27 protein-coding genes and 1 pseudogene are annotated in these 25359 nt (G+C 66.0%); 13 read left to right on the forward strand and 15 right to left on the reverse strand.

Features of this window, described 5'->3' with window-relative positions; translation table 11 throughout:
* Nucleotides 1–32: 32 nt before the first annotated feature.
* Complete coding sequence (locus HALKA_RS0114135) at nt 33–1193, reverse strand: hypothetical protein (RefSeq protein ID WP_018258606.1); 1161 nt, start codon at nt 1191–1193, stop codon at nt 33–35.
* Nucleotides 1194–1398: 205 nt separating this feature from the next.
* Between HALKA_RS0114135 and HALKA_RS0114140 the strand changes: the two genes are divergently transcribed.
* From HALKA_RS0114140 to HALKA_RS0114150, 3 genes are read left to right on the forward strand one after another with little or no spacing between them, the layout of a single operon-like run.
* A complete protein-coding gene (locus HALKA_RS0114140) occupies nt 1399–2142 on the forward strand; it encodes a beta-ketoacyl-ACP reductase (RefSeq protein WP_018258607.1) in 744 nt (247 codons plus the stop codon).
* Nucleotide 2143: 1 nt separating this feature from the next.
* On the forward strand, nt 2144–3739 hold the full coding sequence (locus HALKA_RS0114145; RefSeq protein ID WP_018258608.1) for an acyl-CoA carboxylase subunit beta: 1596 nt from the start codon (nt 2144–2146) through the stop codon (nt 3737–3739).
* 2 nt (nt 3740–3741) lie between these two features.
* Nucleotides 3742–4077: a DUF8022 family protein gene (locus HALKA_RS0114150; protein WP_018258609.1), complete on the forward strand. Its 336-nt coding sequence runs from the start codon at nt 3742–3744 to the stop codon at nt 4075–4077.
* Nucleotides 4078–4080: 3 nt separating this feature from the next.
* Here HALKA_RS0114150 and HALKA_RS0114155 read toward each other — a convergent pair whose 3' ends face one another.
* The gene (locus tag HALKA_RS0114155) at nt 4081–4269 is read right to left on the reverse strand and encodes a DUF7836 family putative zinc-binding protein (protein ID WP_018258610.1); all 189 of its coding nucleotides are present in this window, start codon (nt 4267–4269) and stop codon (nt 4081–4083) included.
* 148 nt (nt 4270–4417) lie between these two features.
* On the opposite strand from HALKA_RS0114155, the gene HALKA_RS0114160 reads away from it, so the two are divergent.
* Together HALKA_RS0114160 and HALKA_RS0114165 are read left to right on the forward strand one after the other, a co-directional pair.
* The gene (locus HALKA_RS0114160; protein WP_018258611.1) at nt 4418–5569 is read left to right on the forward strand and encodes a thiolase family protein; all 1152 of its coding nucleotides are present in this window, start codon (nt 4418–4420) and stop codon (nt 5567–5569) included.
* Nucleotides 5570–5648: 79 nt separating this feature from the next.
* Nucleotides 5649–6014, forward strand: coding sequence for a Zn-ribbon domain-containing OB-fold protein (locus HALKA_RS0114165; RefSeq protein ID WP_018258612.1), 366 nt, complete (start codon nt 5649–5651; stop codon nt 6012–6014).
* A gap of 271 nt (nt 6015–6285) precedes the next feature.
* On the opposite strand, the gene HALKA_RS0114170 is transcribed toward HALKA_RS0114165, so the two are convergent.
* Both HALKA_RS0114170 and HALKA_RS0114175 read right to left on the reverse strand, forming a co-directional pair.
* A complete protein-coding gene (locus tag HALKA_RS0114170; RefSeq protein WP_018258613.1) occupies nt 6286–6765 on the reverse strand; it encodes an HTH domain-containing protein in 480 nt (159 codons plus the stop codon).
* Nucleotides 6766–6915: 150 nt separating this feature from the next.
* Nucleotides 6916–7506 (reverse strand): DUF7547 family protein, encoded by a 591-nt coding sequence (locus tag HALKA_RS0114175; RefSeq protein WP_018258614.1) that lies wholly within the window; start codon nt 7504–7506, stop codon nt 6916–6918.
* 94 nt (nt 7507–7600) lie between these two features.
* Between HALKA_RS0114175 and HALKA_RS21475 the strand changes: the two genes are divergently transcribed.
* Nucleotides 7601–7759, forward strand: coding sequence for a hypothetical protein (locus HALKA_RS21475; RefSeq protein WP_018258615.1), 159 nt, complete (start codon nt 7601–7603; stop codon nt 7757–7759).
* Between the two features lie 48 nt (nt 7760–7807).
* On the opposite strand, the gene dpsA is transcribed toward HALKA_RS21475, so the two are convergent.
* On the reverse strand, nt 7808–8353 hold the full coding sequence (gene dpsA / locus HALKA_RS0114185; protein WP_018258616.1) for a DNA starvation/stationary phase protection protein DpsA: 546 nt from the start codon (nt 8351–8353) through the stop codon (nt 7808–7810).
* Between the two features lie 213 nt (nt 8354–8566).
* Entirely contained in the window at nt 8567–8944 is a 378-nt protein-coding gene (locus HALKA_RS0114195) for a DUF8048 family protein (protein WP_018258618.1), read from the reverse strand.
* Between the two features lie 111 nt (nt 8945–9055).
* Here HALKA_RS0114195 and acs point away from each other — a divergent pair, with 111 nt between their 5' ends.
* Complete coding sequence (acs, locus tag HALKA_RS0114200) at nt 9056–11155, forward strand: acetate--CoA ligase alpha subunit (RefSeq protein ID WP_018258619.1); 2100 nt, start codon at nt 9056–9058, stop codon at nt 11153–11155.
* Nucleotides 11152–12219 carry a phosphotransacetylase family protein gene (locus tag HALKA_RS0114205; protein WP_018258620.1) on the forward strand — a complete coding sequence of 356 codons (1068 nt, stop codon included), beginning with the start codon at nt 11152–11154 and terminating at the stop codon, nt 12217–12219. The genes acs and HALKA_RS0114205 overlap by 4 nt, the downstream gene beginning before the upstream one ends.
* Before the next feature lie 134 nt (nt 12220–12353).
* Here the strand turns inward: HALKA_RS0114205 and bioD are convergent, their stop codons facing one another.
* From bioD to HALKA_RS0114245, 8 genes and pseudogenes are all read right to left on the reverse strand, one after another.
* Nucleotides 12354–13028, reverse strand: a complete 675-nt coding sequence (gene bioD, locus HALKA_RS0114210) for a dethiobiotin synthase (protein ID WP_018258621.1) — start codon at nt 13026–13028, stop codon at nt 12354–12356.
* Nucleotides 13025–14224, reverse strand: a complete 1200-nt coding sequence (locus tag HALKA_RS0114215; RefSeq protein ID WP_018258622.1) for an aminotransferase class I/II-fold pyridoxal phosphate-dependent enzyme — start codon at nt 14222–14224, stop codon at nt 13025–13027. The genes bioD and HALKA_RS0114215 overlap by 4 nt, the downstream gene beginning before the upstream one ends.
* Nucleotides 14224–15288, reverse strand: coding sequence for a (S)-8-amino-7-oxononanoate synthase BioU (locus HALKA_RS0114220; RefSeq protein WP_018258623.1), 1065 nt, complete (start codon nt 15286–15288; stop codon nt 14224–14226). The genes HALKA_RS0114215 and HALKA_RS0114220 overlap by 1 nt, the downstream gene beginning before the upstream one ends.
* A 4-nt stretch (nt 15289–15292) precedes the next feature.
* A complete protein-coding gene (gene bioB / locus HALKA_RS0114225; protein ID WP_018258624.1) occupies nt 15293–16420 on the reverse strand; it encodes a biotin synthase BioB in 1128 nt (375 codons plus the stop codon).
* A gap of 158 nt (nt 16421–16578) precedes the next feature.
* Nucleotides 16579–18009 (reverse strand): phosphomethylpyrimidine synthase ThiC, encoded by a 1431-nt coding sequence (gene thiC / locus HALKA_RS0114230; protein ID WP_018258625.1) that lies wholly within the window; start codon nt 18007–18009, stop codon nt 16579–16581.
* An 88-nt stretch (nt 18010–18097) separates the two neighbouring features.
* Complete coding sequence (locus HALKA_RS0114235; RefSeq protein WP_018258626.1) at nt 18098–18889, reverse strand: Nmad3 family putative nucleotide modification protein; 792 nt, start codon at nt 18887–18889, stop codon at nt 18098–18100.
* 45 nt (nt 18890–18934) lie between these two features.
* Nucleotides 18935–19574 (reverse strand): annotated as a pseudogene (locus HALKA_RS22275) (RAD55 family ATPase).
* Between the two features lie 28 nt (nt 19575–19602).
* On the reverse strand, nt 19603–20229 hold the full coding sequence (locus tag HALKA_RS0114245; RefSeq protein ID WP_018258628.1) for a MinD/ParA family ATP-binding protein: 627 nt from the start codon (nt 20227–20229) through the stop codon (nt 19603–19605).
* Nucleotides 20230–20311: 82 nt separating this feature from the next.
* On the opposite strand from HALKA_RS0114245, the gene pyrB reads away from it, so the two are divergent.
* The 3 genes from pyrB to HALKA_RS0114260 all read left to right on the forward strand — a co-directional run bounded on the left by pyrB (nt 20312) and on the right by HALKA_RS0114260 (nt 22134).
* Nucleotides 20312–21226: an aspartate carbamoyltransferase gene (gene pyrB, locus HALKA_RS0114250; protein ID WP_015763255.1), complete on the forward strand. Its 915-nt coding sequence runs from the start codon at nt 20312–20314 to the stop codon at nt 21224–21226.
* Entirely contained in the window at nt 21223–21687 is a 465-nt protein-coding gene (pyrI, locus tag HALKA_RS0114255) for an aspartate carbamoyltransferase regulatory subunit (protein WP_018258629.1), read from the forward strand. Before pyrB ends, pyrI begins: the two co-directional genes overlap by 4 nt.
* A gap of 75 nt (nt 21688–21762) precedes the next feature.
* On the forward strand, nt 21763–22134 hold the full coding sequence (locus HALKA_RS0114260; protein ID WP_018258630.1) for a TRAM domain-containing protein: 372 nt from the start codon (nt 21763–21765) through the stop codon (nt 22132–22134).
* 142 nt (nt 22135–22276) lie between these two features.
* On the opposite strand, the gene HALKA_RS0114265 is transcribed toward HALKA_RS0114260, so the two are convergent.
* Nucleotides 22277–23239 (reverse strand): FKBP-type peptidyl-prolyl cis-trans isomerase, encoded by a 963-nt coding sequence (locus HALKA_RS0114265; protein ID WP_018258631.1) that lies wholly within the window; start codon nt 23237–23239, stop codon nt 22277–22279.
* Nucleotides 23240–23371: 132 nt separating this feature from the next.
* On the opposite strand from HALKA_RS0114265, the gene cyaB reads away from it, so the two are divergent.
* On the forward strand, nt 23372–23923 hold the full coding sequence (cyaB, locus tag HALKA_RS0114270; RefSeq protein WP_018258632.1) for a class IV adenylate cyclase: 552 nt from the start codon (nt 23372–23374) through the stop codon (nt 23921–23923).
* A gap of 60 nt (nt 23924–23983) precedes the next feature.
* Nucleotides 23984–25186 carry a methionine adenosyltransferase gene (locus HALKA_RS0114275; RefSeq protein ID WP_018258633.1) on the forward strand — a complete coding sequence of 401 codons (1203 nt, stop codon included), beginning with the start codon at nt 23984–23986 and terminating at the stop codon, nt 25184–25186.
* Nucleotides 25187–25359: the final 173 nt, after the last annotated feature.

The raw sequence follows: 25359 nt of genomic DNA on the forward strand, positions 1-25359 counted from the left end.
AATTTAGGCCCTCCTAAAGAACTTATACCTTTCTAATCGTCCGCCGGTACGGCCGCCGGTTTTTCGCTGACGCTACCGGGGTCGATCTCGTCGAGACAGCTCAGCCAGTCGAGCATGTACTCCCCGCAGTAGTTCAGGAACGGCCCGTTCTCCCAGTCGTCGAAGTCGCCCTCGGCGAGGGCCCGTGCCATCGCTCGGAACACGCCGGCGTAGCTGTCTGCGTCGCCGCCGACCTCGTCGACGATCTCCCAGACGTGCTCGTTCAGTTCGAGTCCGTGGACCTCGTTGGTCAGGTCCGAGAACGTCGAACGCGGGGCCTTGTTGTGCTCACAGAGCGGGTCGCCGTTGTACACCTGCTTGCCGAGCACGTCGGCCGCGCGTTTGAGGAAGAGTCCGCTCCAGATGTCGTCGAAGCGGCCCACGTCCCAGCGGTTGTCGTCCATGGGCAACTGGTAGAAGGCTGGGATCACTTCCCGACGGAAGGCGAGGTTCATCGAGCAGACGGTGAGGTACTGGCCCGGTGCGGCGACGAAGTCCGTCCCGTAGTCCTCGCTGGTCGTGCGCGTCTGGGCCTGGCCCTGGAGGTCGCCGTCCATCAGGATCCGGACCGCGTCGAGGTCGGGCACGTTCGTCCAGAGGCCCTGTGAGGCGACGACCTCGTCGACGTGGGCGGTCTCGGTCTCGACGGTCTCGTCCATGGCGGCGTAGGGGTAGCCACGCGGGTAGAGGTCGTGGTCGGACTGATAGAGGACGTTGATCCACTGCTCGTCCGAGCGGACCTGCTCGATCTCGCCGTCGTAGTCGAGGTTCCGCATGTGTGTGCCAAAGAAGTCCACGTCGTCGTGGGGGAGCGTGTCGTCGTCGATGAACACGCCGTACTCGAAGTCGTTGGCCCACATGTACAGCAGGCCGAAGGAGGTCTGTGCGTGACTGGCCTCGGGAATCAGGTGGTCGTACTCGCCCGCGCCCTGTCGTTCGAACCACTCGGTGCGGCGCGAGCCGTCGAACACTTCGCCGTCGACGCCCAGATCGTCGATCAGCGCGGCCATTTCGTCGGTGTCACAGAAGTCCTCTGTCACGAGAACGAACGACAGGCGGTCGGTGTCGAACCCGTGTCGACGCGCGTTCTCGACGTACGCCTCGATACACTCGTACTCCCTGATCGTCGGAACGACGACGCAGATGTCGGTCATCGGTTGCTCACATCTCTTTAGGCAACCCTAAAATACTTGTCGTTGTCGTCTACCGCCCACGAAGGAAGTTCGGAGATAATTTGCCGATCGATAATGAATGTATGTAGTAAATATCGGCTGGGGCAAGGAGAACTATTATTTGCTTGCCCGCGGCGTGTTCCAGTACCATGAACAGACGAACTACTGGGGGCGAGCGCGGCCAGCCATGAATCTCGATGGCCAGACCTGCGTCGTGACCGGGTCGTCGCGCGGGATCGGACGCGGTATCGCCAAAGACCTGGCGGCCCACGGGGGCGACGTCGTAGTGAACTATCGATCGTCGGAAAACGAAGCCAGGGCCGTCGTCGAGGACATCGAAGACGACGGCGGCACCGCGATGGCCGCACAGGCCGACATCTCCGACCAGGACGACGTGGAATCGATGGCCGCGGCGGTACACGATACGTTCGGGTCGGTGGACGTACTCGTCAACAACGCCGGCATCACCATCGACAAGAAGTTCGAGAACATGACCCGCGAGGACTGGGAGACGGTCATCGACGTGAACCTCGGCGGCGTGTTCAACTGTACGAACGCCTTCCACGACGACATCGAACAGTCGGACATCGGACGGCTGATCAACATCTCCTCGGTCGTCGGCCAGCAGGGCAACTACGGGCAGGCCAACTACGCGACGACGAAGTCCGGTCTGTTCGGGTTCACGCGCACGCTCGCGCTCGAACTCGCCGACACCGGCTCGACGGCCAACTGCATCGCGCCGGGGTTCGTCGCAACGGACATGCTCGAAGAAGTACCAGAGCGCGTTCAAGAGAAGATCCTGCGAGAAATTCCGCTGAACAGGTTCGCCACGGTCGAGGACATCTCGGGGATCGTCCGGTTCGTCGCCAGCGAAGAATCGAGCTACATGACCGGACAGGTGCTCGGCGTCAACGGCGGCATGGAGTGGTAACATGAGTGAGCACGACGCGGATCCGGACGGCCAAGCGGAGGCCGACGACGCGGTCTCAGATCCCATCGAGGAGCTTCGGGAACGCAAACGCGAGGCCCAACTGGGCGGCGGCGAGGACCGCATCCAGGCCCAGCACGACAAGGGGAAGATGACCGCCCGCGAACGGATCGACTTCCTCGTCGACGACGGCACGTTCAACGAGATCGATCCGTTCGTCGAACACCGGTCGACGAACTTCGGGATGGAAGAAAAGCAGTTCGCGGGCGACGCCGTCGTGACGGGCTACGGCGAGGTCGACGGGCGGAAGGTCTTTCTGTTCGCCCACGATTTCACCGTCCTCGGCGGCTCCGTCGGCGAGGTCGTCGCCGACAAGATCTGCAAGGTGATGGACAAGGCCATCGAGAACGGCGTGCCCGTCATCGGGCTGAACGACTCCGGCGGCGCGCGCATTCAGGAGGGCGTCGACTCGCTGGTCGGCTTCGCCAAGATCTTCCAGCGCAACACGGAGGCCTCGGGACTGATCCCGCAGATCTCGGCGATCATGGGGCCGTGTGCCGGCGGCGCGACCTACTCGCCCGCGCTGACGGACTTCACCTTCATGGTCGAGGACACCAGCCACATGTTCATCACGGGGCCGGACGTGATCGAGACGGTCACCGGTGAACAGGTCTCCAAGGGCGAACTCGGCGGTGCGGGCTCACACTCCTCGAAGTCCGGCGTCGCCCACTTCGCGTACCCGAGCGAGGAGGCCGCACTGGAGAACATCCGACGGCTCCTCTCGTATCTCCCACAGAACAACATGGAGGACCCGCCGCGGGTCAAACCGTGGGACGAACCGGACCGCGAGGTGCCGGAGGTCACCGACATCGTCCCCGACGCCCCGCGCAAGCCCTACGACATGACGAAGGTCATCGGGAGCATCGTCGACGAGGGCTCGTTCTTCGAGGTCCACGAGAACTGGGCGCGCAACGTCGTCGTCGGCTTCGCCCGCATGGACGGGCGCTCGGTCGGGATCGTCGCCAACCAGCCCCGGGTCAGCGCCGGGACACTGGACATCGACGCCGCCGAGAAGGCCGCCCGGTTCATCCGGATGTGTGACTCGTTCAACGTCCCGATCGTCTCGCTGGTCGACGTGCCGGGCTTCATGCCCGGGACCGACCAGGAGCACAACGGGATCATCCGTCGAGGGGCGAAGCTCATCTACGCCTACGCCGAAGCGACGGTGCCGCTGCTGTCCGTGGTCGTCAGGAAGGCCTACGGCGGGGCCTACATCGTCATGTCCTCGAAGTTCCTCGGTTCGGACGTGAACTACGCCTGGCCCGGCTCGGAGATGGCCGTGCTCGGACCGCGCGGTGCGGTCAACATCCTCTATCGCAACGAGATCGCCGAGGCCGACGACCCCGACGCCCGCCGGCAGGCGCTCATGGACGAGTTCCGCGAGGAGTTCGCTCATCCCTACGGGCCGGCCAAGCGGGGCTACCTCGACGACGTGATCGAACCGAAGGACACCCGCTCGCGGCTGATCGACGACCTCGACCTGCTGGAACGCAAACGCGAGGAGTCGCCGCCGAAAGACCACGGCAACATCCCACTGTAACGATGTCGTCACTCGAACCAACTGACGACGAGGAAGTGATCGATGCCGCCGAGGAGACGACGGTGACCGTCGCTGCCGGCGACCGGGAACTGGACGTGTCGCTCCCGGACGACGCGTCGGCGTCCGAGGCCGCGGCCATCGCCTCGGCGATCAGTGCCCACGTCACGGATCGCCAGCGCGCTGCGGCCGCCGCGGAAGCGGCGCGCGACGACGGACCCGAGTACGCCAACGAGTGGGTACTCGAAGAGCGTCTCGAACGCTTCGGCAAGCGCCGCCGTCCACAGCGCGTCGAGAAGGGCGACGAGTGGAAGGCGGCCGGTCGGTCGTTCTATCGGTAGGTGCTACTCCTCGCCGTTCATCTCTCGGAGCACTTCGAGATCCCGCGCGGTCTTCGCGAACTCCGCCGTCGGATTGTACGCGTCGCAGTGGTCACACTGGAACTGCGCTCCGGACGCCGGAAGCTCGGAGAGACGCTGTTCCCACTCGGTCGTGCAGTCGGGACACTGGAGCTGTATCCAGGCTTCCTGCATGTGTTCGTGTGACAGTGGCACACTCATATACTTTGCCCGGGCTCTCGACTGCCGGGAACGCGGGCCACAACGACAACTAGAGTGACAGGTCAGGGCAAAGACAACTGGAACCACAACGAACACAATACCCCCGCGAGTCCCCATTCACATGGGAGTCGCCGTAATCGAAGCGTCGATGACGAAGTTCGGCCAGCGCGACGCCTGGCTCCGCGATCTACTCGCGGAGGCGGGCGAGGAGTGTCTGTCCGACGCACCCATCGACAACGACGACGTGGAGCATCTGTACGTCTCGAACATGTCCAGCGGGGAGTTCGAGGGACAGACGGGCGTGATGAACTGGCTGGCTCACGATCTCGGCCTGCTGCCGGCCTACAGCGAGCGGGTCGATCAGACGTCTTCCTCCGGCGGTGCGGGGATCTACGAGGCCTGGCAGTCGATCGCCTCCGGCGCGAGCGAGATGACGCTACTGGTCGGCGGCGAGAAGATGACCCACAAGACCACGCCGGAAGCGACCGACATCATCGCCTCGATCACGCACCCCGACGAGTACAAGCACGGCGTGACGCTGCCTTCCTTTGCCGGCCTGACCGCGCGTCACTACCTCGAACGGTTCGACGCGCCCCGCGAATCGCTGGCGAAGGTCGCCGTGAAGAACCACCGCAACGGCGTCGACAACCCCAACGCGCAGTTCCAGAAGGAGATCACGACGGAGACGGCTCTGGAGTCGCCGATCGTCGCCGACCCGCTCCGTCTGTACGACTTCTGTCCGATCACGGACGGCAGCGCCGCGATGCTCTTTACCACCGAGGAGCGGGCGGCCGAGTTGACCGACGACTACGCCGTCGTCTCCGGGATCGGCGGCGCGACGGACACCCACGTCGTCCACGAGCGCGACGATCCGACGGTGATGGGCGGGGTCGTCGAGTCGAGCGATCAGGCCTACGAGATGGCCGGGCTGGGGCCCGACGATCTCGACGTGGCCGAGCTCCACGACATGTTCACGATCCTGGAGTTCCTCCAGCTGGAGGGGATCGGCGTCGCCGAGCAGGGCGAAGCCTGGGAACTCTCGATGGACGGCGACACGGACAGAGACGGCGAACTGCCGATCAACACCTCCGGCGGGCTGAAGTCCAAAGGTCACCCGCTCGGCGCGAGCGGGGTCGCTCAAGGCGTCGAAATCTACGAACAGCTCGTCGGCGAAGCTGGACCGCGACAGGTCGAGGCCGACGTGGGACTGGCCTGTAACGTCGGTGGCTTCGGGAACTGCGTCATCACCACGATCATGGAGGCTGCAGAATGACCGCTGTTGCACACTCACTCGTCGGCGGCTCGTGTCGCGCGCAACGACGTCACACTCGGTCACACGGGGGTGATCTCGCGTGACCTTCGACGCACACCGCTGTGAGAACGGTCACGTGACGTACCCCGGCCACACGTTCTGTCCGGAGTGTGGCGAGAAACAGACCGAGACGATCGACCTCTCGGAACGCCGCGGCGAGGTCGTCACCTGGACTCACTCGACGGCGACGCCGCCGGGCGTGCGCGAACCGAACACGCTGGCGATCGTCGAGTTCGACGTGGCAGACACCGTCGTCCGCGCGCTCGGCCAGGTCACGACCGATGACGTCGAGACCGGCGACGTGGTCGAACCGGTGTACGTCGAGGAACTGCGCGATCCCGAGATCGGGATCAAGGAACCGGAGAGTCAGGACTGGGACGGGTATCGCTTCCGACCAGTCCAGTGATACGGACGGTTGTAGGCGTTTACCCAGTCGACCGCACGACGGCGTGCGATCGATCTGGTAAAGACCTACAACTTTCCGTATGAGGCGTCTCGTCGTCGACCAACTGGTCGGAAGCGATCGGTGAGAGCAGTCCAGTGAGGCGTCTTGCCGTCGTACGGTCGACCGGGAAAACGGCGATATCGATCCGTCTCGTACGGATTATTGTAGCGATTTACCGGTGATCGTCTACTCCGTGGCGACGATCACCGGTAAGCAACTACAATAAACCGTATCAGTCGGCCGTGACGATCGTCCGTCGAACCGGTTCGTCGGAGGACTGTTCGGCCAGTCGATCCAGGCAATCCGCGACGGATTCGGTCTCGGAACCGGCCGCGTGCGGTGCGACGGTCCGGAGGTCGCCGTCCTCGTAGAGTGCGAGACAGATCGCCGGAAAGACCAGCTCGGTGCGCTTCTCGCCAGTCTCCATCGAGTAACACTCTCGGGTGTCGAAAAACGGCGTCAGGCGGGCACCGTTAGACCGGGCCCAGTCGCTGAACTCGTTGTACCGACGCCGCTGTTCGGGCGCGTCCTCCCCGTCGATCGGCAGCCGCTTGTCCCACGACGTTACGCTGTAGTCGTCGAGGAGTCCCGTCGACGTGAGTCGCTCCAGCCGAGCGATGGTCCGCTGGCTGCTCTGGGTCGCCGGTGTCGGGAGGGTCTCCCGAACGAATAGCCTCGCCCGAACTCTCCCCGGCCGCTCTGTCGTGGGCATGGTGTCTCTCCGTAGTAGCCCATACATAATAAAACATTATGTTTTTTATCGTATGTTTATTTGCGGCGACGTGAGAACGAGTGCAGTACGGCGGAGGGACCTTACAGCTGGTACATTCTGGCGTTCGAGCGTTTCCAGTCGATCCGGTGTTTACGACGAGTCGTCGTCGTCCGAATCAGTCTGGTCGGTCACGTCGTCTTTCAGCGAACGCAGTTCCGCGTCTACGTCGACGGGCACGTCTCCGTTCTCGTCTCTGGCCTCCGGTTCGGCTGTCGTGGTCGAGTCCGCCGAGCCATCGGCAGTCTGCTCCTCGATACGGGACTCGATGTCCGCTCGCAGGCGACGGGCTTCGGTCAGGAGCTCGCGCGCCTCGTCGTCCGTGGGCTGGCCCTCGACGGCGTCCTGAAGGTCCGCGAGCGCGCCGTCGAGCTTCGAGAGCGTGGTCGCGCTGAGGCGCTCGGCGCGCGCTCGCACGTCGCTCCCCTCCGAATCCGCCGTCGGTGCCCGACCGTCCGCCATCCGCAGCGCCCGCTGGAGGAGCTTCAGAGCCTCGATGTTGGTCCGCAGGAGGAGAATCGTCGCGGGAATGGCCACGTCGCTGGTCAGGCGCATCAGTTCGCGCGGCGTCGGCGGACGCAGCCGATCGTCGTCGTCCCGTGGCTCGAACTCGGTTTCGAGCCGCTGTAACGTCGTGACGAGTTCGCCGACCAGGGACGCCAGATCGTCGTCGGAGCTGCTCATACGCGCCCTTGCAGTGTGAGCTATAAAAACCCAGCCGCGGTCGGATTAGGCGAACCAAAACCCTTTTAGCTTTAGGCATACCTAATCACCGCTAATGGCACCCGTCTCGGAACGCGAACAAGATTCAGACGACGCTCGGACAGAACCGTCGGTCAGCGCGCACCAGAGTTCTCCCGACAGAACGGTCTTCACTGAAGACGGAAACTCCGACGCCTGGATCGCGACCGACCTCACGGTCGAACCCCGGGAGTAACGCGGCTCTTCTCCTTGCTACCTGATCTCGATACCGTCAGTTGCGACGCTACTGCATCGCGTTCTCGGTGACGAGCGTGTCGTCTTCGAGGTAGTGCTCGATGTGGTGAGCGTCCTCTTCGGTCTCGACTAGGATCTCGCGGAGGATCTGTGCCGTCGCGTGGTCGCCGAGGTTGGTCGCCAGCTCGACGTGGTCACGCAGCGACTCGATGATCTCGCCGTACATCTCGAGGTCGTTGGCCAGCGAGGTCCGGATGTCGTACACGTCCTCGTCCTCGGATTCGACCGGCGCGTGGTCGGCCAGTGCGGCCGGTCCGGCGACGGGGGTCCCACCGAGTGCCTGGGCGCGCTCGGCGAGTTCGTCGGCCGCCGCTTCGGCGTTTGCGGCGGCGTCGCCCAGGAACAGGTGGAGGTCGCGAAACTCCGCGCCCTCGACGTTCCAGTGGTGCTTCTTGAGCTGGTGGTAGAGGACGTAGGTCGCCGCCAGGTCGCTGTTCAGCGCGTCGATGATCTGCTCAGACTTGTCTCGTTCGAGGCGAAGCTCGTTGTCACCGACGGTGCCAAACTCCTGCTGGACGGACGTTTGTTTGCTCATAGCAACTACAACTACTACCGGACGGTAGTTAAAGTCTTCGCGATTCCAGAAACAACTTTTTGATTTTGGTAAACCTAATTCTCGAATCCTCCACAATACGGCAACTAGATGTAGTGTTTCCCGCTCTGCAGGAGTCGATCAGCCGAGACGATCTGCTGTCTGATCGAGAACGACGGTCCCAGAAAGTCGTCTCCAGCACTGTCGGGCCGCAACTTACTGCGTGCGGTCGAGCACCACGTACGCGACACCGTCCGGTGGCGTCGACGACACGTCACTCGCGGTCGAAACGGTCCGGCGGTGTACGTCGACGATGGCACTGAGCATCGCGTCGCCGACACCGAGGGCGTCCCCGAACTCGTCCCACACGGTCGACGGCACTCGCAGGTAGTAGACCCCGGCCGTGCGCTCGATCAGCGGGTCCTCGTACTGCTTGCGCCACTCGTAGACGATGTTCTCGACGCCCGGCAGCTCCTCGACTGCCGCCTGGTGGTCGGCGAGTCGCTCGGTCAACGCTGCTGGATCGACCTCGAACTCGCTGGCCGATCGCTCAACGTCGGCGGTGTCGAACAGGTCGCTGTCGGCGGACTCCATCGCGCGACGTTCGCACTCGATGCATAAAAGTCTCAACAATCGCCGGTCCGTTCTCACCACCCGAGACACCGCCAGCAGAATTATCCCGTCACGCAGGGAAGGCCGAACTGCATGGGACGCCTCTCAACGTTGTTCTCGCCCGACCGGGTCGCCGTCGTCGGTGCGACAGACTCCGACGGTGCGGTCGGTCGCGCGATCACGGAAAACCTACAGGCGTCGTTCGCGGGTGATATCGTCGCCGTAAACCCGTACAAGGAGAGCGTGCTGGGTCTGCACTGCCACGACACCGTGGCCGACGTCGAGGCAGACATCGACGTGGCGGTGATCGTCGTCCCACCCGACGTCGCCGTCGACTCGATCCGCGAGGCCGGCGAGGCGGGGATCGAGAACGTCGTCGTCATCACCGCCGGCTTCGGCGAAACCGGCGCAGAGGGCGCAGCACGCGAGAAAGACCTCAGAGAGACGGCCGCCGAGTACGACCTCAACCTCGTCGGCCCGAACAGCCTCGGCATCATGAGCACGCCGACGGGACTCAACGCCACGTTCGGCAACGAGATGGCAACGAGCGGCGGCATCTCGTTTATGAGCCAGTCCGGCGCGTTCGTCACGGCCGTCCTGGACTGGGCCGCCGAACGCGACGTGGGATTCAAAGATATCGTCTCGCTGGGCAACAAGGCGATCCTCGACGAACGGGACTTCATCGACGAGTGGGGGACAGACCCCGACACCGACGTGATCCTGGGCTACCTCGAAGACATCGAGGACGGCGCGGGCTTCGTCCAGACCGCGCGCGAGGTCACGCAGGACACGCCGATCGTGCTCGTCAAGTCCGGCCGGACCGACGCCGGTGCCAGCGCCGCCGCTTCCCACACCGGCGCGATGGCCGGTTCGGAAGCGGCCTACGAGGCGGGTCTCGAACAGTCCGGCGCGATCCGGGTCGAGACCGTCCAGGAACTGTTCGACTACGCACAGATCCTCGCCGACCAGCCCCTCCCGGAGGGGAAAGACGTCGCGATCGTCACGAACGCGGGCGGACCCGGCGTGATGACCACCGACGCCGTCGGCGACAGCGGCCTCGAACTGGCCGACCTCGGCGACGACACGGTCGAGCGCCTCGCCGAGACGATGCCCGACGAGGCCAACATCTACAACCCGGTCGACATCATCGGCGACGCACCGGCAGCCAGGTTCGAGGCGGCCCTGGAGACCGTCATGTCCGACGACAACGTCGCCATGGCGGTCGTCGTCGCCTGTCCGACCGCGGTCCTCTCGTTCGAGGAACTGGCGGAGGTCGTCGTCGACTGCCAGCGGGAGTACGACATTCCCGTCGCGACCACGCTGATGGGCGGCCAGAGCGTCGGCCCCGCTGCCTCGACGCTGACCGAGTCCGGCATTCCGAACTACTTCGACCCGGCCCGCGCCGTCGACAGCCTCGACGCGCTGGCCCGCTACGACGACATCCAGTCCCGCGAGTACACCGACCCCGAGACCTTCGACGTGGACCGCGAGCGGGCGCGGGACATCCTGCAGTCGGCCGCGGACCGAAACCAGAACCGCCTCGGCGTCGAGGCCATGGACTTGCTCGACGCCTACGGGATCCCGACGCCGGAGGGCGATGTCGTCGACTCCCCGTCGGAGGCCCAGTCGGTCGCGGAATCGATCGGCGGCGAGGTCGTCATGAAGATCGTGAGTCCGGACATCCTCCACAAGTCCGACATCGGCGGCGTCGAGGTCGGCGTCTCACCGGAGGACGTGTGGGACACCTACGAGGACCTCGTCGTGCGAGCGCGCAACTACCAGCAGGACGCGACGATCCTCGGCGTCCAGGTCCAGGAGATGCTGGACGTCGACGCGGGCACCGAGACGATCCTCGGGGTGAACCGCGATCCCCAGTTCGGCCCGCTGGTCCTCTTTGGACTCGGCGGCATCTTCGTCGAAGTGCTCGAAGACACCACGCTCCGGGTCGCGCCGGTCTCGGAGCCCGACGCCCGCTCGATGCTCGACGACATCGAGTCGGCCCCGCTGTTGCGGGGCGCACGCGGTCGCGATCCGGTCGACGAGGACGCGCTGGTCGAGACGATCCAGCGCCTCTCACAGCTCGTCACGGAGTTCCCGGCGATCGTCGAACTGGACATCAACCCGCTCGTCGCGACCAACGACGGCGTCGCGGCGATCGACCTGCGGCTGACCCTCGATCAGGAGGAACTATGAACACGCTACTGGTCACCTCGACGAACGACGGCATCGGCAAGACGGCGATCACCCTCGCGCTCGCTCGGCGCGCACAGCGGGCGGGCTACGACGTGGGGTACATGAAACCGAAGGGCACGCGGCTCCAGAGCGCGGTCGGCAAGACCCGCGACGAGGACCCGATGCTCGCGCGCGAACTGCTCGATCTCGACGCGGAGATGCACGAGATGGAGCCGATCGTCTACTCCCCGACGTTCATTCAGGAGGCGATCCGCGGGCGCGAAGATCCCGACGAACTCCGCGAGCGGGTCGTCGACAGCTTCGAGGACCTGGCCGAGGACAAAGACCTGATGATCGTCGAGGGGAGCGGCGACCTCTCGACGGGGAGCATCGTCGACCTCGACGACGTGGACGTCGCCGAGGCCCTCGACGCCCGCATGTTGCTGGTCACGGGGTACGACTCCGTGGCGACGACCGACGCGGTGCTCGGCAGCGCACAGACGACCGGCGACCGGCTGGAAGGCGTCGTCTTCAACGGCGTCGCCGACGCCAAGATGGACGAGCTCAACGACGACGTGATCCCGTTCCTCGACGGGCGGGACGTGCCGGTGTTCGGCGCGCTCCCGACGGTCCCAGAGCTGGCCGGCGTCACGGTCGAGGAACTCGCCCGGAGCCTGGGCTGTAACGTCCTGACGCCGGAGATCGACCTCGACAAACACGTCGAGCGGTTCACCGTCGGCGCGATGGGCGGCAGCAGTGCCCTCGACCAGTTCCGGCGGACACGAGACGCGGTCATGATCACCGGCGGCGACCGCTCGGAGGTCCAGACGGCCGCGCTGGAAGCGGCGGGCATCAAGGCGCTGTTGTTGACCGGGGGCTTCCGACCGGCCAGTGCCGTCCTCGGTCGCGCACAGGAAGAGGGCGTCCCGATCTTGCTCGTCCAGTCGGACACCCGGACGACGATCGATCGCGTCGAGGACGTTCTCCACGCCGGCCGCACCCGAACCGGAGACACCGTCGATCGGATGGGCGAACTCCTCGCCGAAGGCGTCGACGTGGAACGGCTGCTCTCGGTCGATCTCTGATCTACCGCTCTCCTTTATCGACCGCGGGTCAGCGGTACGCAAGCCAGCGGTCTCATACGGATTATTGTAGTTGCTTACCGGTGATCGTCGCCACGGAGTAGACGATCACCGGTAAATCGCTACAATAATCCGTATCAGTCGCCGCTCCGTTCGACGCCGCGAAATCGCTCGGGGAGCGCCGACGCCACGGCGTCGACGAGCGCCTCGCCGTCCGCCACGTCGACCGGCGGCAGCGTCGCCACCGGCACGTCGTTGGCCGTCTCGATCTCGCGCGGATTCGTCCGCTCGGCGACGGTCGCGCCCTCGTACTCGTTCAGGACGACGCCTCGAACGGAGACTCCCCGACGACGTAGCGCCTCGACGGTCAGAGCCGTGTGATTCAGCGTCCCTAACCCGGAGCGGGCGACGACCAGCGTCGGCAGGTCGAGGTCGGCGACGAGATCGACGACCTCGTGGGTCGCCGTCAGCGGGACCCGGAGTCCGCCGATCCCCTCGACGACGGTCGCCTCGCTGTCCTCGACGGCTGCGCGACAGCCGGACAGCAGACGGTCGTAGGAGAGTTCGACGCCCGTCTCGCGGGCCGCAACGGCGGGNGCCAGCGCCGGGCCGAGCCGCTCCAGACAGGTCGCGGCCGCGTCGTCGTCACAGACGCGCTCGACGAAGCGCGCGTCGTCGTCCTCGGGAACACCGGTCTGGCAGGGCTTGACCGCGGTCGCGTCGATCCCGTCACGGCGCAGCCAGCCCGTGATGCCGGCCGTGAGGACCGTCTTGCCGACGCCGGTGTCCGTGCCGACCACGAACAGGCTCACAACAGCACACACTCCGTTCCGGCACGCTCGAAGGCGTCGAGACAGCGGTCGATCGCCGCCTCGTCGTGGGTCGCCATCGGCGCGATCCGGAGCCGCGATCGGCCGGCTGGGACGGTCGGCGGCCTGATCGCCGGTGCGACGATGCCCCGGTCGCGGACGGCCGTCGCGAGTGCCATCGCGTCCTCTCGGTGGCCGACCACCACCGGGAGGATGTGCGTGTCGCCAAGCACCTCGAACCCGGCGGCTTCGAGGCCGTCCCGGAGCCGCTCGACGTTCTCCCAGAGCCGCTCCCGTCGAGACCCCTCGCGGGCGACCCGGAGCGCCTCGCGTGCCGCTCCGGCGGCCGGCGGTGCGAGTCCGGTCGAGAAGACGAACGTCCGGGCCTCGTTGAGCAGGAACTCGATCAGCGTCTCCGCACCGGCGACGTAGCCGCCCTGTGCGGCCAGCGCCTTCGAGAGGGTCCCGAGCTGTACGTCGATCCGGTCGCTCACGCCCTGTGCCTGGACGACACCGCCACCGTCGGCACCGACGACACCGGTCGCGTGGGCTTCGTCGACCATCACCCACGCGCCGTGGCGCTCGGCCGCGTCACAGATGTCGGACAGCGGCGCGCGGTCGCCGTCCATAGAGAACACGCTGTCGGTGAGGACGAGCCACGACTCGCCGTCGGCGTCGCCGCTTCGAGCGTCCATCCGCCGCGCGAGATCCGCGGGGTCACAGTGGTCGTAGACCACCGTCTCGCCGGCCCCGATCCGACAGCCGTCGACGATGCTGGCGTGGTTCAGCTCGTCGGAGAACACCACGTCCGGAGCGAGCGCGTCGATCACACCGACGTTTGCAGCGTAGCCAGACGAAAACACGAGCGCGCGCTCCGCTCCCTTGCTGTCTGCGAGGTCGCGTTCCAGGGCTCGATGGAGCGTCGTATCCCCCGTGACGAGCCGGGACGCGCCGGCACCGGTGCCGATCGACCGTGCCGCGGTCTCGGCCGCTCGCTGGACCCGTCCGTCGTCGGCCAGTCCGAGGTAGTTGTTCGCGGCGAAGACCAGCTCCGGATCGCCGAAGTCGGCGGTTCCACCGCCCGGATCGTCGGCCAACCGGGTCCGGCCGGCGACCGATTCAGCCGGGTTCAGGTGGCGTCGCAGGCCGCGCTCCTCGCGCTGTTCGAGCCGTCCCCCGAGCGAAAATCCGTGTGTCATCAGAACGTCGGCATCAGTTCTGCCGGCCCGTAGACGCCGTAGTCGCCCGCGCGATTTCGCGACACGGCGGCCTTCAGGTAGCCGATCGCGGGGCCGTTGACGTTGGCTTCCATGCTCGTCGCGTCGTCGAGCCGGACGGTGTTGGTCCCCGTCTCGCCGTCGAAGGTCCTGCCGGTCACGCTGACGGTCGTCGTCGTCGGCTTCTCGTCCTGACGCACGTCGAGAATCCCGCCGACGGTCACGTCCTCGGCGTCACAGACGCCGGCCCGCTCCAGCAACACGTCGTCGGCGTGTTCCATGTCGTCGAACACCAGGCGACCGTCGCGCTCGTCGATCAGCGCCTCGATCTCCACCTCGCTCATCTCGCGGGCCGACTCGATGTCGTAGCCGTCGAGGTGGGCGATGTCCTCTCGGACGGTGCCGCGGTTGTCCTCGTAGCCCGACTTCAGGCCGACGCCCCACCAGATATCGACGGACTCGATCTCGACGAACGACTGGGCGGCAAGCGCCGCCGCCCCGGTGAGCAGCCCCGGCGTCGCACCGGCTCCACAGACGAACGTGATGCCGGCGTCGACGAGTCGTTGCTCGCGGTCTTCCAGCATCCCGATCACGCGCGAGCGTTTGAGCACGTCGATCAGGACGCCCCCGTAGTCGGCGTCTGCGAACCGCTGGGCGACCCGTGGGATGAAGTCGTGCTCCAGGTTGGGCAGCGCCATCAGGACCGCGTCGATCTCGTCGGCCTCGGCGATCACGTCGTCGATCGGCGTCTCGGTCTCCCGGCCCTGGTCGCTGGCGACGATCCCCGCCTGCTCGCCGTGCTGTTTGACGCCGCCGGCCGCCGCCCCGCCGTCTGGGGCCACGTCTCGCTCGTCTGACGGCCCGCTCGCGATGTTGCCCTCGGTGGCGTCGAGCAGTTCGTCCACGTCGAGCCCGTCGCCGTCGATCGCGACCCCGTTGCGATCACACGCCGCGACGGGCGTGAGGCCGTCTCTGTGGGTCGCGACTTCGAGCGTTCGTCTGCCGATACCACCCGTTCCGAGTACTGCGAATCGAATGTCGTCCATGGTGTCAGTCTCCGGATTCCGCTTCGCTGGTCGCCGTCCCCGCCGCCGTCTCGACGACGCCGTCGGGATCGGCAGCGTCGTTGCCGCGCTCCTTGACTGCCGCCGGGTCGAACTCGTTTTCGGCCATGTTCGGCTCCAGTCCGGCCCGCTCGACGGTCTCGATGTCGTCACCGGGCGACTGGCCGTCCGTCGTCAGGTAGTCGCCGGTGAGCATCCCGTCGGCTCCCGCCTCGAACGGGAGATGCTGTTCGTCTTCGTCAAGGTTGACCTCCCGGCCGCCGGTGAGTCGGACCCGTGCCTCGGGGTGGAGGAATCGGTACACTGCGATCGTCTCGACGATCTCCTCGGTCGTGATGTCGGCCGTCCCGTTCAGCTTCTCCGAGAGGGGCGTCCCGGCGACCGGATTGAGGATGTTGACCGGGAGCGAGGAGACGCCGATGTCCTGGAGGGCGACCGCGGCGTCGACGCGATCCGCCGGGGACTCGCCCATTCCCAGAATCACGCCGGCACAGAGGTCCATGCCCGCCTCCTTGGCGACTTCCAGGGTCGCCACGCGGTCCTCGAAGCTGTGGGAGTCGACGATCTCGGGGAAGAAGCGCGGCGAGGTCTCGATGTTGTGATTGTAGTGGTTGAGCCCCTCCTCGGCCAGGATGGCCGCTTCCTCCTCCGTGAGGATGCCGAGACTCGCGTCGACCTCCACGGCCGTCTCGTCGCGGACCAGCCTGATCGCTCGCAGGACTTCCTGCCACTCCTCGGGGCGGTGCTCTTTCGAGACGCCCTTCTCGGCGACGACGATCCCGAAGCGCTGGGCACCGTCGCGTTCGGCGCGCTTGGCCGCGGCGAGGATCTCCTCGGGGTCGAGGAAGCCGTAGTTTTCGATCCCGGTGTCGAAGTGGACCGACTGAGCGCAGAAGCCACAGTCCTCGGCGCAGTTGCCGGCCTTCGCGTTCACGATCGAGCAGGCGTCGACGGTCCCGTCACCGAACTGTGACCGGACGTAGTCGGCCCCCGCTGCGAGTTCGCCGACGGGCTGGGCCAGCAGCGCGAGCCCGTCGCGGCGATCCAACTGTTCGCCGTCGATCACGCGGGCGACAGCGTCGTCGATCGTTCGGTTACCTGTCTCGTAAACCACATGCTAGGTGGCAGTTGACGGGACCTTATAGGTTCGGGTCGCGGGGAGCGACCGTCGTTCCGGGCGATCGATCGCGGATCACCGCCGAGAGCGTCGTCCACTCGCCGCAGTGTCGGACGGACTGTGAGAGATCCGGTAAATTCCTACAACCGTCCGTATCAGTCGTCGTCGCCGACGACTGTCGGTCGACCCTCGTGGTGGTGCAACTCGGCGTCGCTGTCGTGGGTGCCGACCGGCGGTTGGTTCACCGACGCGGCGGCCGATCCTTCGAGGTCGGTCTCGTCGGCGATCGACGCCATCTCGTCGCCCTCCCGCGCGTCCTGATCGATCCGCATCGAGCAGAACTCGACGCCACACATCGAACAGAAGCGGGCGTCCTTGTAGTTGTCACCCGGCAGCGTCTTGTCGTGGTAGGCCTTCGCGCGCTCGGGGTCGAGCGCGAGCTCGAACTGCTCCGACCAGTCGAACGCGTACCGGGCTTCCGAGAGGGCGTCGTCCCAGTCGCTGGCCCCCTCGCGCCCGTTGGCAACGTCGGCGGCGTGTGCGGCGATCCGGTAGGCCGCGAGCCCTTCGCGCACGTCCTCCCGTTCTGGCAGGCCGAGGTGCTCTTTGGGCGTGACGTAACACAGCATCGCCGCGCCCGCGCGTCCGGCCTCCGTCGCGCCGATCGCGCTGGTGATGTGGTCGTAGCCCGGCGCGATGTCGGTCACCAGCGGGCCGAGGACGTAAAAGGGCGCGCCGTCACAGACCTCCTGCTGGCGCTCGACGTTGTCCGCGACCTCGTCCATGGGCACGTGGCCCGGTCCCTCGACCATCACCTGGACGCCCTCGTCCCACGCTTTTCGGGTCAGTTCGCCCAGGGTGTCCAGCTCTGCGAACTGCGCCTCGTCGCTCGCGTCTGCGATGCAGCCGGGCCGCAGGCCGTCGCCGAGACTGAAGGTCACGTCGTGTTCACGGAAGATCTCGCAGATCTCCTCGTATTTCGTGTAGAGGGGGTTCTGCATCCCGTTTTCCTCCATCCACTTGGCCATGATCGATCCGCCGCGAGAGACGATCCCGGTCTTGCGGCCGTCGGTCAGCGGGAGGTGTTCCATCAGCACGCCCGCGTGGATCGTCATGTAGTCGACGCCCTGCTCGGCCTGTTTCTCGATCACGTCCAGCAGGAGCTCGTGGGTGATCTCCTCGGGGCTGCCCGCTCGCTTGACGGCCTCGTAGATCGGGACCGTCCCGACTGGAACCGGCGAATGCTCGACGTTTGCCTCGCGGATCTCGTCTAAGTTCGCGCCCGTCGAGAGGTCCATCACCGTGTCCGCGCCGTAGTGGACCGCGGTGTGGAGCTTCTCCAGTTCGCCGTCGAGGTCGCTCGTCTCCTCGCTGTTGCCGATGTTGGCGTTGACCTTCGTCGAGAACTCCCGGCCGATGATCATCGGGTCGAGCGTCTCGTGGCTTCGGTTGGCCGGGATCACCGCCTGTCCGTCCGCGACCTGCTTGCGGACGAACTCGGCGTCGACGGTCTCGCGCTCTGCGATCCGTTCCATCGCCGGCGTGATCTCTCCGTCCCGTGCGCGCTGGAGCTGGGTCCGCGTCATAGATAAGCTAGTTATATCACTAGATTATAAAAGTTCCCAGTCTCGTCAGTAGGGCCGTCGCCCCGACGAGAACGAACGCTGGCCGCCGTCAACGGTCGCCCGGCCGACCGACTCGTTCGACGAACTCCTCGCCGTCCAGTTCGCTCACCAGTGCGGGCTTTCGAGTCATGTAGTCGGACCCCTCCGAGACTGCGAAGCGCTCGGCCACGGCCGAGTCGAGGTAGTACCCGCCGGAACCGTCCGGGCGGTCGCGGTACTCGCTCAGCCGAATCGGATCGCGCTCGAAGAGCCCACCGGGCGTCCGGCCGTCGAGCAACACGAGCCGCTTGTCGTCGTAGAAGGGGACGCCCTCGACGGCGCGCTTCGCGTGGGCGTTCTCGGGGTGGCGCGCGAGCTTCTCACGCTTCAGGTCGGTCGGATCGCCCGGTTCGATCACGGTACGTCCCTCAACGGTGAAGTAGCCGACGAGATAGCGGTGCTTGCGTTCCGACCGCTCCTCGACCAGCGAGGTGTAGAACGCCACCACGTCGTCCTCGCCGAGGCCTGAGAGCCGCGAGACGTACTGCCCGAACCCCTCGCGGTGCTCGCCGTAGGTCATCGCCTCGAAGTTGGGGTCGCGGTGCAGCGGCCAGTCCGCAACGGCCTCGTCGCGAACCGTCTCGGCGCTCCCGTCCTCCGGGTAGGTGTCGAGGCGGTCGGTCAGCTCCGCGGCGATCCGGTCGTCGTAGCGCAGCGCCCAGCTGCCGTAGGTCTCTGACTCGTCGGTGTCGGGCGTCTTCTCCGGAATCGGGACGTATTCGAAGCGGCCGTCCGGGTACAGCGGCGCGTGGGCGTTGACGTTGCTGTCGTCGGCTCCGACGCCGGCAAAGACGACTGTCATCGTCGACACTGGGCGGCGGGTCGGCAAATGAACTCCGGTGGCCGGTCACGCGATGTCTCGGGACGTGTCGATGCTGACCTGTTCGACCAGATCGAGCTTGATCACGTCCGAGGGGGCGCGGCCGCCGCGGAACTTCGGAATCGCCAGCCTGTTCTCGACTTCGTCGCCGGAGACGGTGGTGTCGAGCTGGAAGACGACGTCCGCGAAGTGCTCGGTCGTGTCTCGCAACGACGCGACCTCGCGGCCGTCCAGACAGTGGAGGATGGCGATGCTGCCCGTGTTGACGATGTGTGTCTGCAGGTCGTTCATGAAGGCACGGAACCGGGAGTGTGGTTCCTGGGCCTCCAGCACGTCGAGCGGGTCGACGATCAGGTTCGACGTCTCCGGGAGCGCACTGACCAGTTTGCCGGCGTTGTCCAGCGGCGCTTCGCCCGAGATGTGTCGCACCGTCGGGTCGCCGGTCTCTGCCGGGGTCTGCCGGGGTCTGCTCGATGCTCGCCTGCACCGCGGTGGCCGTTCGATCCAGCGAGAGCCAGAGCGTCCCCCGCGTCGCGGTCAACTCGTACAGAAACAGCTCTGCCTGGCTCGCTGGATCCGCCGTCAGGGCCACGATGCTTCCCTCCGGGATTCCCCCATCCAGTTTGCGGTCGAGAACGTCGATCCCCGTCCGCAGACGATTCACCATGCCACTGTGAGATACGCCCCGACACGAATTAAATATTCCGTTCGACCACTTCGTCGACGACGCGGTCGTACCGTGCCGCCACGGTCCCGTCGGTCAGCGGCGCTGTCACGTCCGGAACGTGGGCCAGCGTCTGGCAGCCCAGCAGCGGTTCCGGCTCGATCTGGCCCGCGCTTCGGGTCACCACCGAACCGAGGACGCGAGTCCCCAGCGTGCGAGCCATGGCCGCGGTCTTCGCTGCGTCTTCGAGACTCTCCGGCGTGGCCGTCGAGACGACGACGACCGCGTCGGCCGCGCGCAACGCGGTCGCCACGACCGGCGACGCGCCGGCCGGCGTATCGACGACGACCGGCCGCGGCGTCGCGGCCAACTGCTCCAGGGTCGTTTCGAGTGCCCCGACGCCGCCACGACCCGCCGGCAGCACCTCGACGCCGGGCAACTCCACGGCCGAGTGCGTGACTTCGTCGAGGGACGCTCCGTCCTCGTAGGCACCGATGCCCGGCCGTGGGCACGTTCCGGCGACGAGGTGCAGGTCCGGCATGTCACAGTCGCCGTCGACGGCGATCGGAGGAGGCCCCTCGCCCGCCAGCCCGCGAGCGAGACACGCCGTCGTCGTGGTCTTTCCCGACCCGCCCTTCCCGCCTGCGATCGCGAGCATGGCGGGGCCTGTCTCGTCATCCGTCTTGAACGCTCGGGACGGTTCGGGAGATTCAAGGCCGTCGCGGCCACGGTACCTATCGATGCGCCAGGACCACATCATCAGCGCCAAACAGCTCTCCCGCCGGGACATTGAGGCGGTGCTGGACCGCGCTGCCGAGATCGCGGCGGATCCGTCGGCCTACGCGGACCGACACGAGGGGTCCCTGCTCGGCCTCCTCTTTTTCGAACCCAGCACGCGGACGAAGATGAGTTTCAGTGCCGCAATGAAACGCCTCGGCGGCGACATCGTCGACATGGGCACGGTCGAGTCCTCCAGCGTCAAGAAAGGCGAGTCGCTGGCAGACACCGTCCGCGTCGTCGAGGGCTACGCCGACGCGCTCGTCTTGCGCCACCCGAGCGAGGGCGCGGCCCAGATGGCCAGCGAGTTCGTCGACGCGCCGCTGATCAACGCGGGCGACGGTGCCGGCCAGCACCCGACACAGACGCTCCTGGACCTGTACACGATCCGCGAGAACGCCGGCTTCGACGACCTCTCGATCGGGATCATGGGCGACCTGAAGTACGGTCGCACCGTCCACTCGCTGGCACACGCCCTGACCGTCTTCGACGCTCGCCAGCACTTCGTCAGCCCCGAGAGCCTCCAACTGCCCCGCTCGGTGCGGTACGACCTCCACGAGTCCGGCGCGGAGGTCCGCGAGCACACCGACCTCGACGACGTGCTGTCGGAACTGGACGTTCTCTACGTCACCCGGATCCAGAAAGAGCGGTTCCCCGACGAGAGCGAGTACCACGAGGTCGCCGGGGAGTACCAGATCGACGCGGCGACGATCCGCGAGCACAACGAGGATCTGACGGTCATGCACCCGCTCCCGCGGGTCGACGAGATCGACCACGACGTGGACGAACTCGACGGCGCACAGTACTTCCAGCAGGCACACAACGGCGTCCCCGTCCGGATGGCGCTCCTGGACATGGTCCTGGAGGAATCACGATGAGCGACGACCCCGAACTCCGCGTCAGCAAGATCCGCAACGGCACCGTGATCGACCACATTTCCGGCGGCCAGGCGCTGAACGTGCTGGCGATCATCGGCATCGACGGGACCAGCGGCGAGGAGGTCTCCGTCGCGATGAACATCCCCTCGGATCGGCTGGGCAAGAAAGACATCGTGAAAGTCGAGGGCCGTGAGCTCTCACAGAACGAGGTCGACGTGCTGTCGCTGATCGCACCCGCCGCGACGATCAACATCGTCCGGGAGTTCGACGTGGCCGAGAAACACCGCGTCGAACGCCCCGGCCGCGTCGAGGGCGTCCTGGAGTGTCCGAACCGCAACTGCATCACGACCGAGTCCGAGCCCGTCGACTCCGCGTTCGAGGTGCTCGACGACGGCGTCCGCTGTGAGTACTGCGACACGATCATCCGCGAGGACATCGCCGCTCACATTCTGGTGAGTTAGCACCCCCGCGGTGCCAGCGTCCGCCTGCAGCCGAACACCTCCAACTTATTTGCGGCACCCTCCCCAGTCGTCGGTATGAACTCGCTTCCGGTCGACGGTGTGGCCCCGCTCGCGATCGGCGGGGCCGCGGTGCTCGTCCTGGCGCTCGTCGCGATCTGGTGGCGTCGACGCGGCTCCGCGGACCGCCGCCAGTCGAAGAAAGCCCACGAAGCCGCCCAGCAACGTGACCCTCCCGTGGAGATCGGTGAGACCTACGAGTTCGGGATCACGGACTTCAGCGAGCACTACTCCGGTGAAACGAACGCCGTCGGGAAAGTCGAGGGGTTCGTCCTGTTCGTCGAGGACATCCCGGACGGGCTCTCGAAGGGCGATGTCATCGAAGCGAAAGTGCTCTCGTTCAACGAGGGCCGGACCTCCGCCGACGCGACGTTTGTCGGCCGGAAGTAGCGCCGATTTTCCGCACTGTCGCCACTGCGCGGCGGAAAATAGTGAGAAGCGACTCGGGACTTATACGGATTATTGTAGCGATTTACCGGTGATCGTCTACTCCGTGGCGACGATCACCGGTAAGCAACTACAAGAAACCGTATTACTCGTCGGCTGCGCCTTCGATCTCGTCCATGATCTCGTCGGCGTCGACGTCGGCGTCTTCGAGCGCGTCCTCGATGTCAGCGCCGCCGGCACCGCCCATGCCGCCCATCATGCCGGGCATGCCCATGCCGCCACCGCCGATCTCTTCCTGGACGATGATGCGGTCGATGTCGAGCAGCTGGGTGAGCTGCTGGGCGATCTGCTGTTTGCCCATCATCCACTGCTGGTTCATCGTCAGCTGGGGCGTCGCCTCGATGTAGAGCGTGTCCTTCTCGACCTCGACGGTCTCGGTCTCGGGTTCGGCGTCCTCGTCGTCCTCGTCGGACTCGACGAGCTGCTCTTCCTCGACGGTCTCGGTCTCGAACCACACGTCGAGCTCCATGTCGAGCATCATCGAGAGGATGCCTTGGGCCTGCGCTTCGCGGTCCTCGACCTCGCTCAGGACCTCGTAGTCGTACTCGATGTCCTCGCCGGCCAGCGGGTGGTTGAAGTCGACGCGTGCGCGGCCGCCGATGATCGTCTCGACGTGGCCGTGCTCGCCGTCGACGTCGACGTGTGCGCCGGGGTAGCGGTCGTCTTCCGGGATCTTGTCGGCCGCGACGGTACGGACCTCGCTCTCGTCGTACTCGCCGAAGGCCTCGGCCGCGGGGACGGTGACGGTGCCGGAGTGTCCGACGTCCTCACCGTACACGTCCTCTTCGACGGCCTCGAACAGGTGGCCCTGGCCGAGCACGATCGTCCGCGGCGCGAACTCCTGATCCTCGCCGACGCCTTCCTCTTCTGCGACTTCCGGGTCCGTCGTGTCGACGAGGTCGCCGCCCTCGACGGTGCGTGCGGTGTAGGCCATCTCGACGAAGTCGCCCGCTGCGAAGCCCTGGCTTTCCTCTTCATCGGCCGCTGATTCTTCTGCGTCCTGCTCTTCGAGTTCTTCTTCCGCGTCGGCCTCGGATTCGTTACTCATACCCTATCGGTCTGGCGTTGTACTCTTAAGAACAACGTTTCGGCTGCGCGACCGGGGCGGATGGTGCCCGATATCGCGCACACTCTCGTGGTTCTCGAATGCGTTTTATCCCCTGACGGTCAGTTACGGGGTATGTACGAGGTCGAACTCAAGGTCGAGACCGACCACGAGCCCGTGCGCGAGCGACTCGACGAGCTCGGGGCGACGTTCCTGGGCACCGTCGAACAGGCAGACACCTACTACGACGCGCCCCACAGAGAGTTCGCCGAGACCGACGAGGCGTTGCGGGTGCGTCGCGAGACCGTCGACGACGAGTCCTCGGCGGTGATGACCTACAAGGGACCCAAGGTCGACGCGGCGTCGAAGACCCGCGAGGAGATCGAGACCGCGGTCGGTGACGGCGACGACGCGGCGGCGATCTTCGAGTCGGTCGGGTTCGCGGCCGCGGCGACGGTTCGCAAGGAGCGCGACCGGTATCGGCTCGACGGCTACACGGTCACGCTGGACGCGGTCGAGGGCGCGGGCTCGTTCGTCGAGGTCGAGACCGAGGCCGAGGAGATCGACGCCGCGCGCGAGGGGGCAGCCGATCTCGTGCGCGATCTCGGTCTGGATCCGGACGAGCAGATCCGGACCTCGTACCTCGGGCTGGTGCTCGACGACCCGGACGGCGATGCAGGAGAGTAATCAGATAGGGCGGTTTGGTTTCCGCAAGTTATAGAACCGGGGACATCGAACGCAGTACCAATGACAGATCGGAACATCCACGTGCAGCCGTCTTCTGGGCTGGCAGTCGAGGAACAGGGCGTCGAAATCGTCGAGCGAAAGGGAATCGGTCACCCGGACTCGATCTGTGACGGCGTCGCGGAGACGGTCTCGCGGGCCCTCGCACAGACGTACCTCGACCGCTTCGGGACGGTCCTGCACTACAACACCGACGAGAGCCAGCTCGTCGCCGGGAACGCCGCTCCGGCCTTCGGCGGCGGCGAGGTACTGGAGCCGATCTATCTGCTGATCGTCGGACGCGCGACCAAGTCCTACGACGGCGAGCGCATTCCCGCGGAGACGATCGCGCTCGAAGCGGCCCGGGACTACCTGGAAGCGAACTTCCCGTATCTGGACGTCGGGACGGACATCGTCGTCGACGTTCGTCTCGGCGAGGGCAGCGGCGACCTCCAGGACGTGTTCGGCGACGAGGGGTCCGTGCCGATGGCCAACGACACGAGCTACGGCGTCGGGCACGCGCCGCTGTCGGAAACCGAACAGATCGTCAAGGCCACTGAGCAACGGCTCAACAGCGAGTACTCCGTCGACCACCCGGAAGTCGGGCAGGACGTGAAGGTGATGGGCAAACGCGAGGGCGACCACATCGACGTGACCGTCGCCGCGGCGATGGTGGATCGACACATCGAGGACCTCGAAGCGTACAAGGACGCCGTCGCCAGCGTCCGCCGATACGTCGAAGACCTCGCCACGGAGTTCACCGACCGAGCGGTGACGGTCCACGTCAACACCGCCGACGACTACGACGAGGGGTCGATCTACCTGACGACGACCGGCACCTCCGCCGAGCAGGGCGACGACGGCTCCGTCGGCCGCGGCAACCGTTCGAACGGCCTGATCACTCCGAACCGACCGATGAGTATGGAGGCCACCTCCGGCAAGAACCCCGTCAACCACATCGGGAAGATCTACAACCTCCTCTCGACGGAGATCGCAAAGAGCGTCGTCGACGATGTCGACGGCATCGAACAACTCCAGATCCGACTGCTCTCTCAGATCGGATCGCCCATCGACGAACCCCACGTCGCCGACGCCGAACTGGTCACCGAAGACGGCGTCACCATCGACGACATCGAAGACGAGGTCGAGGCCGCGATCGACGACGAGCTGGCCGACGTGACCAATATCACCCGACGCGTCGTCGACGGGGAGCTGTCGACGTTCTAAGGGAGACTCCAACCGGACGGGAGGAGTCTCCAAGTGCGAGCGGGAGTGAGCGAAGCGAACGACACGCGAGCGGCGGTGATGTGGCCGACGGGAGAAGTCTCCAAGTGCGAGCGGCGAGGCGCGGAGCGACTGACGGGAGCGACGGGCCTCGAACCGAAGCGGGGAGCGGAGTG

The sequence above is a fragment of the Halomicrobium katesii DSM 19301 genome, from assembly GCF_000379085.1.
Classification (GTDB): domain Archaea; phylum Halobacteriota; class Halobacteria; order Halobacteriales; family Haloarculaceae; genus Halomicrobium; species Halomicrobium katesii.

Excerpts from the sequence above, each read along its gene's own strand:
- dpsA (WP_018258616.1), bottom strand. The coding sequence starts at position 8,353 with ATGAGCAAACAAACGTCCGTCCAGCAGGAGTTTGGCACCGTCGGTGAC.
- HALKA_RS0114235 (WP_018258626.1), bottom strand. The coding sequence starts at position 18,889 with ATGACAGTCGTCTTTGCCGGCGTCGGAGCCGACGACAGCAACGTCAAC.
- HALKA_RS0114260 (WP_018258630.1), top strand. The coding sequence starts at position 21,763 with ATGAACTCGCTTCCGGTCGACGGTGTGGCCCCGCTCGCGATCGGCGGG.
- HALKA_RS0114160 (WP_018258611.1), top strand. The coding sequence starts at position 4,418 with ATGGGAGTCGCCGTAATCGAAGCGTCGATGACGAAGTTCGGCCAGCGC.
- HALKA_RS0114155 (WP_018258610.1), bottom strand. The coding sequence starts at position 4,269 with ATGCAGGAAGCCTGGATACAGCTCCAGTGTCCCGACTGCACGACCGAG.
- HALKA_RS0114245 (WP_018258628.1), bottom strand. The coding sequence starts at position 20,229 with ATGCTCGCGATCGCAGGCGGGAAGGGCGGGTCGGGAAAGACCACGACG.
- HALKA_RS0114135 (WP_018258606.1), bottom strand. The coding sequence starts at position 1,193 with ATGACCGACATCTGCGTCGTCGTTCCGACGATCAGGGAGTACGAGTGT.
- HALKA_RS0114170 (WP_018258613.1), bottom strand. The coding sequence starts at position 6,765 with ATGCCCACGACAGAGCGGCCGGGGAGAGTTCGGGCGAGGCTATTCGTT.
- HALKA_RS0114220 (WP_018258623.1), bottom strand. The coding sequence starts at position 15,288 with ATGGACGACATTCGATTCGCAGTACTCGGAACGGGTGGTATCGGCAGA.
- cyaB (WP_018258632.1), top strand. The coding sequence starts at position 23,372 with ATGTACGAGGTCGAACTCAAGGTCGAGACCGACCACGAGCCCGTGCGC.
- HALKA_RS0114145 (WP_018258608.1), top strand. The coding sequence starts at position 2,144 with ATGAGTGAGCACGACGCGGATCCGGACGGCCAAGCGGAGGCCGACGAC.
- HALKA_RS21475 (WP_018258615.1), top strand. The coding sequence starts at position 7,601 with ATGGCACCCGTCTCGGAACGCGAACAAGATTCAGACGACGCTCGGACA.
- HALKA_RS0114150 (WP_018258609.1), top strand. The coding sequence starts at position 3,742 with ATGTCGTCACTCGAACCAACTGACGACGAGGAAGTGATCGATGCCGCC.
- HALKA_RS0114215 (WP_018258622.1), bottom strand. The coding sequence starts at position 14,224 with ATGACACACGGATTTTCGCTCGGGGGACGGCTCGAACAGCGCGAGGAG.
- HALKA_RS0114195 (WP_018258618.1), bottom strand. The coding sequence starts at position 8,944 with ATGGAGTCCGCCGACAGCGACCTGTTCGACACCGCCGACGTTGAGCGA.
- acs (WP_018258619.1), top strand. The coding sequence starts at position 9,056 with ATGGGACGCCTCTCAACGTTGTTCTCGCCCGACCGGGTCGCCGTCGTC.
- HALKA_RS0114275 (WP_018258633.1), top strand. The coding sequence starts at position 23,984 with ATGACAGATCGGAACATCCACGTGCAGCCGTCTTCTGGGCTGGCAGTC.
- pyrB (WP_015763255.1), top strand. The coding sequence starts at position 20,312 with ATGCGCCAGGACCACATCATCAGCGCCAAACAGCTCTCCCGCCGGGAC.
- HALKA_RS0114140 (WP_018258607.1), top strand. The coding sequence starts at position 1,399 with ATGAATCTCGATGGCCAGACCTGCGTCGTGACCGGGTCGTCGCGCGGG.
- HALKA_RS0114175 (WP_018258614.1), bottom strand. The coding sequence starts at position 7,506 with ATGAGCAGCTCCGACGACGATCTGGCGTCCCTGGTCGGCGAACTCGTC.
- pyrI (WP_018258629.1), top strand. The coding sequence starts at position 21,223 with ATGAGCGACGACCCCGAACTCCGCGTCAGCAAGATCCGCAACGGCACC.
- thiC (WP_018258625.1), bottom strand. The coding sequence starts at position 18,009 with ATGACGCGGACCCAGCTCCAGCGCGCACGGGACGGAGAGATCACGCCG.
- HALKA_RS0114265 (WP_018258631.1), bottom strand. The coding sequence starts at position 23,239 with ATGAGTAACGAATCCGAGGCCGACGCGGAAGAAGAACTCGAAGAGCAG.
- HALKA_RS0114205 (WP_018258620.1), top strand. The coding sequence starts at position 11,152 with ATGAACACGCTACTGGTCACCTCGACGAACGACGGCATCGGCAAGACG.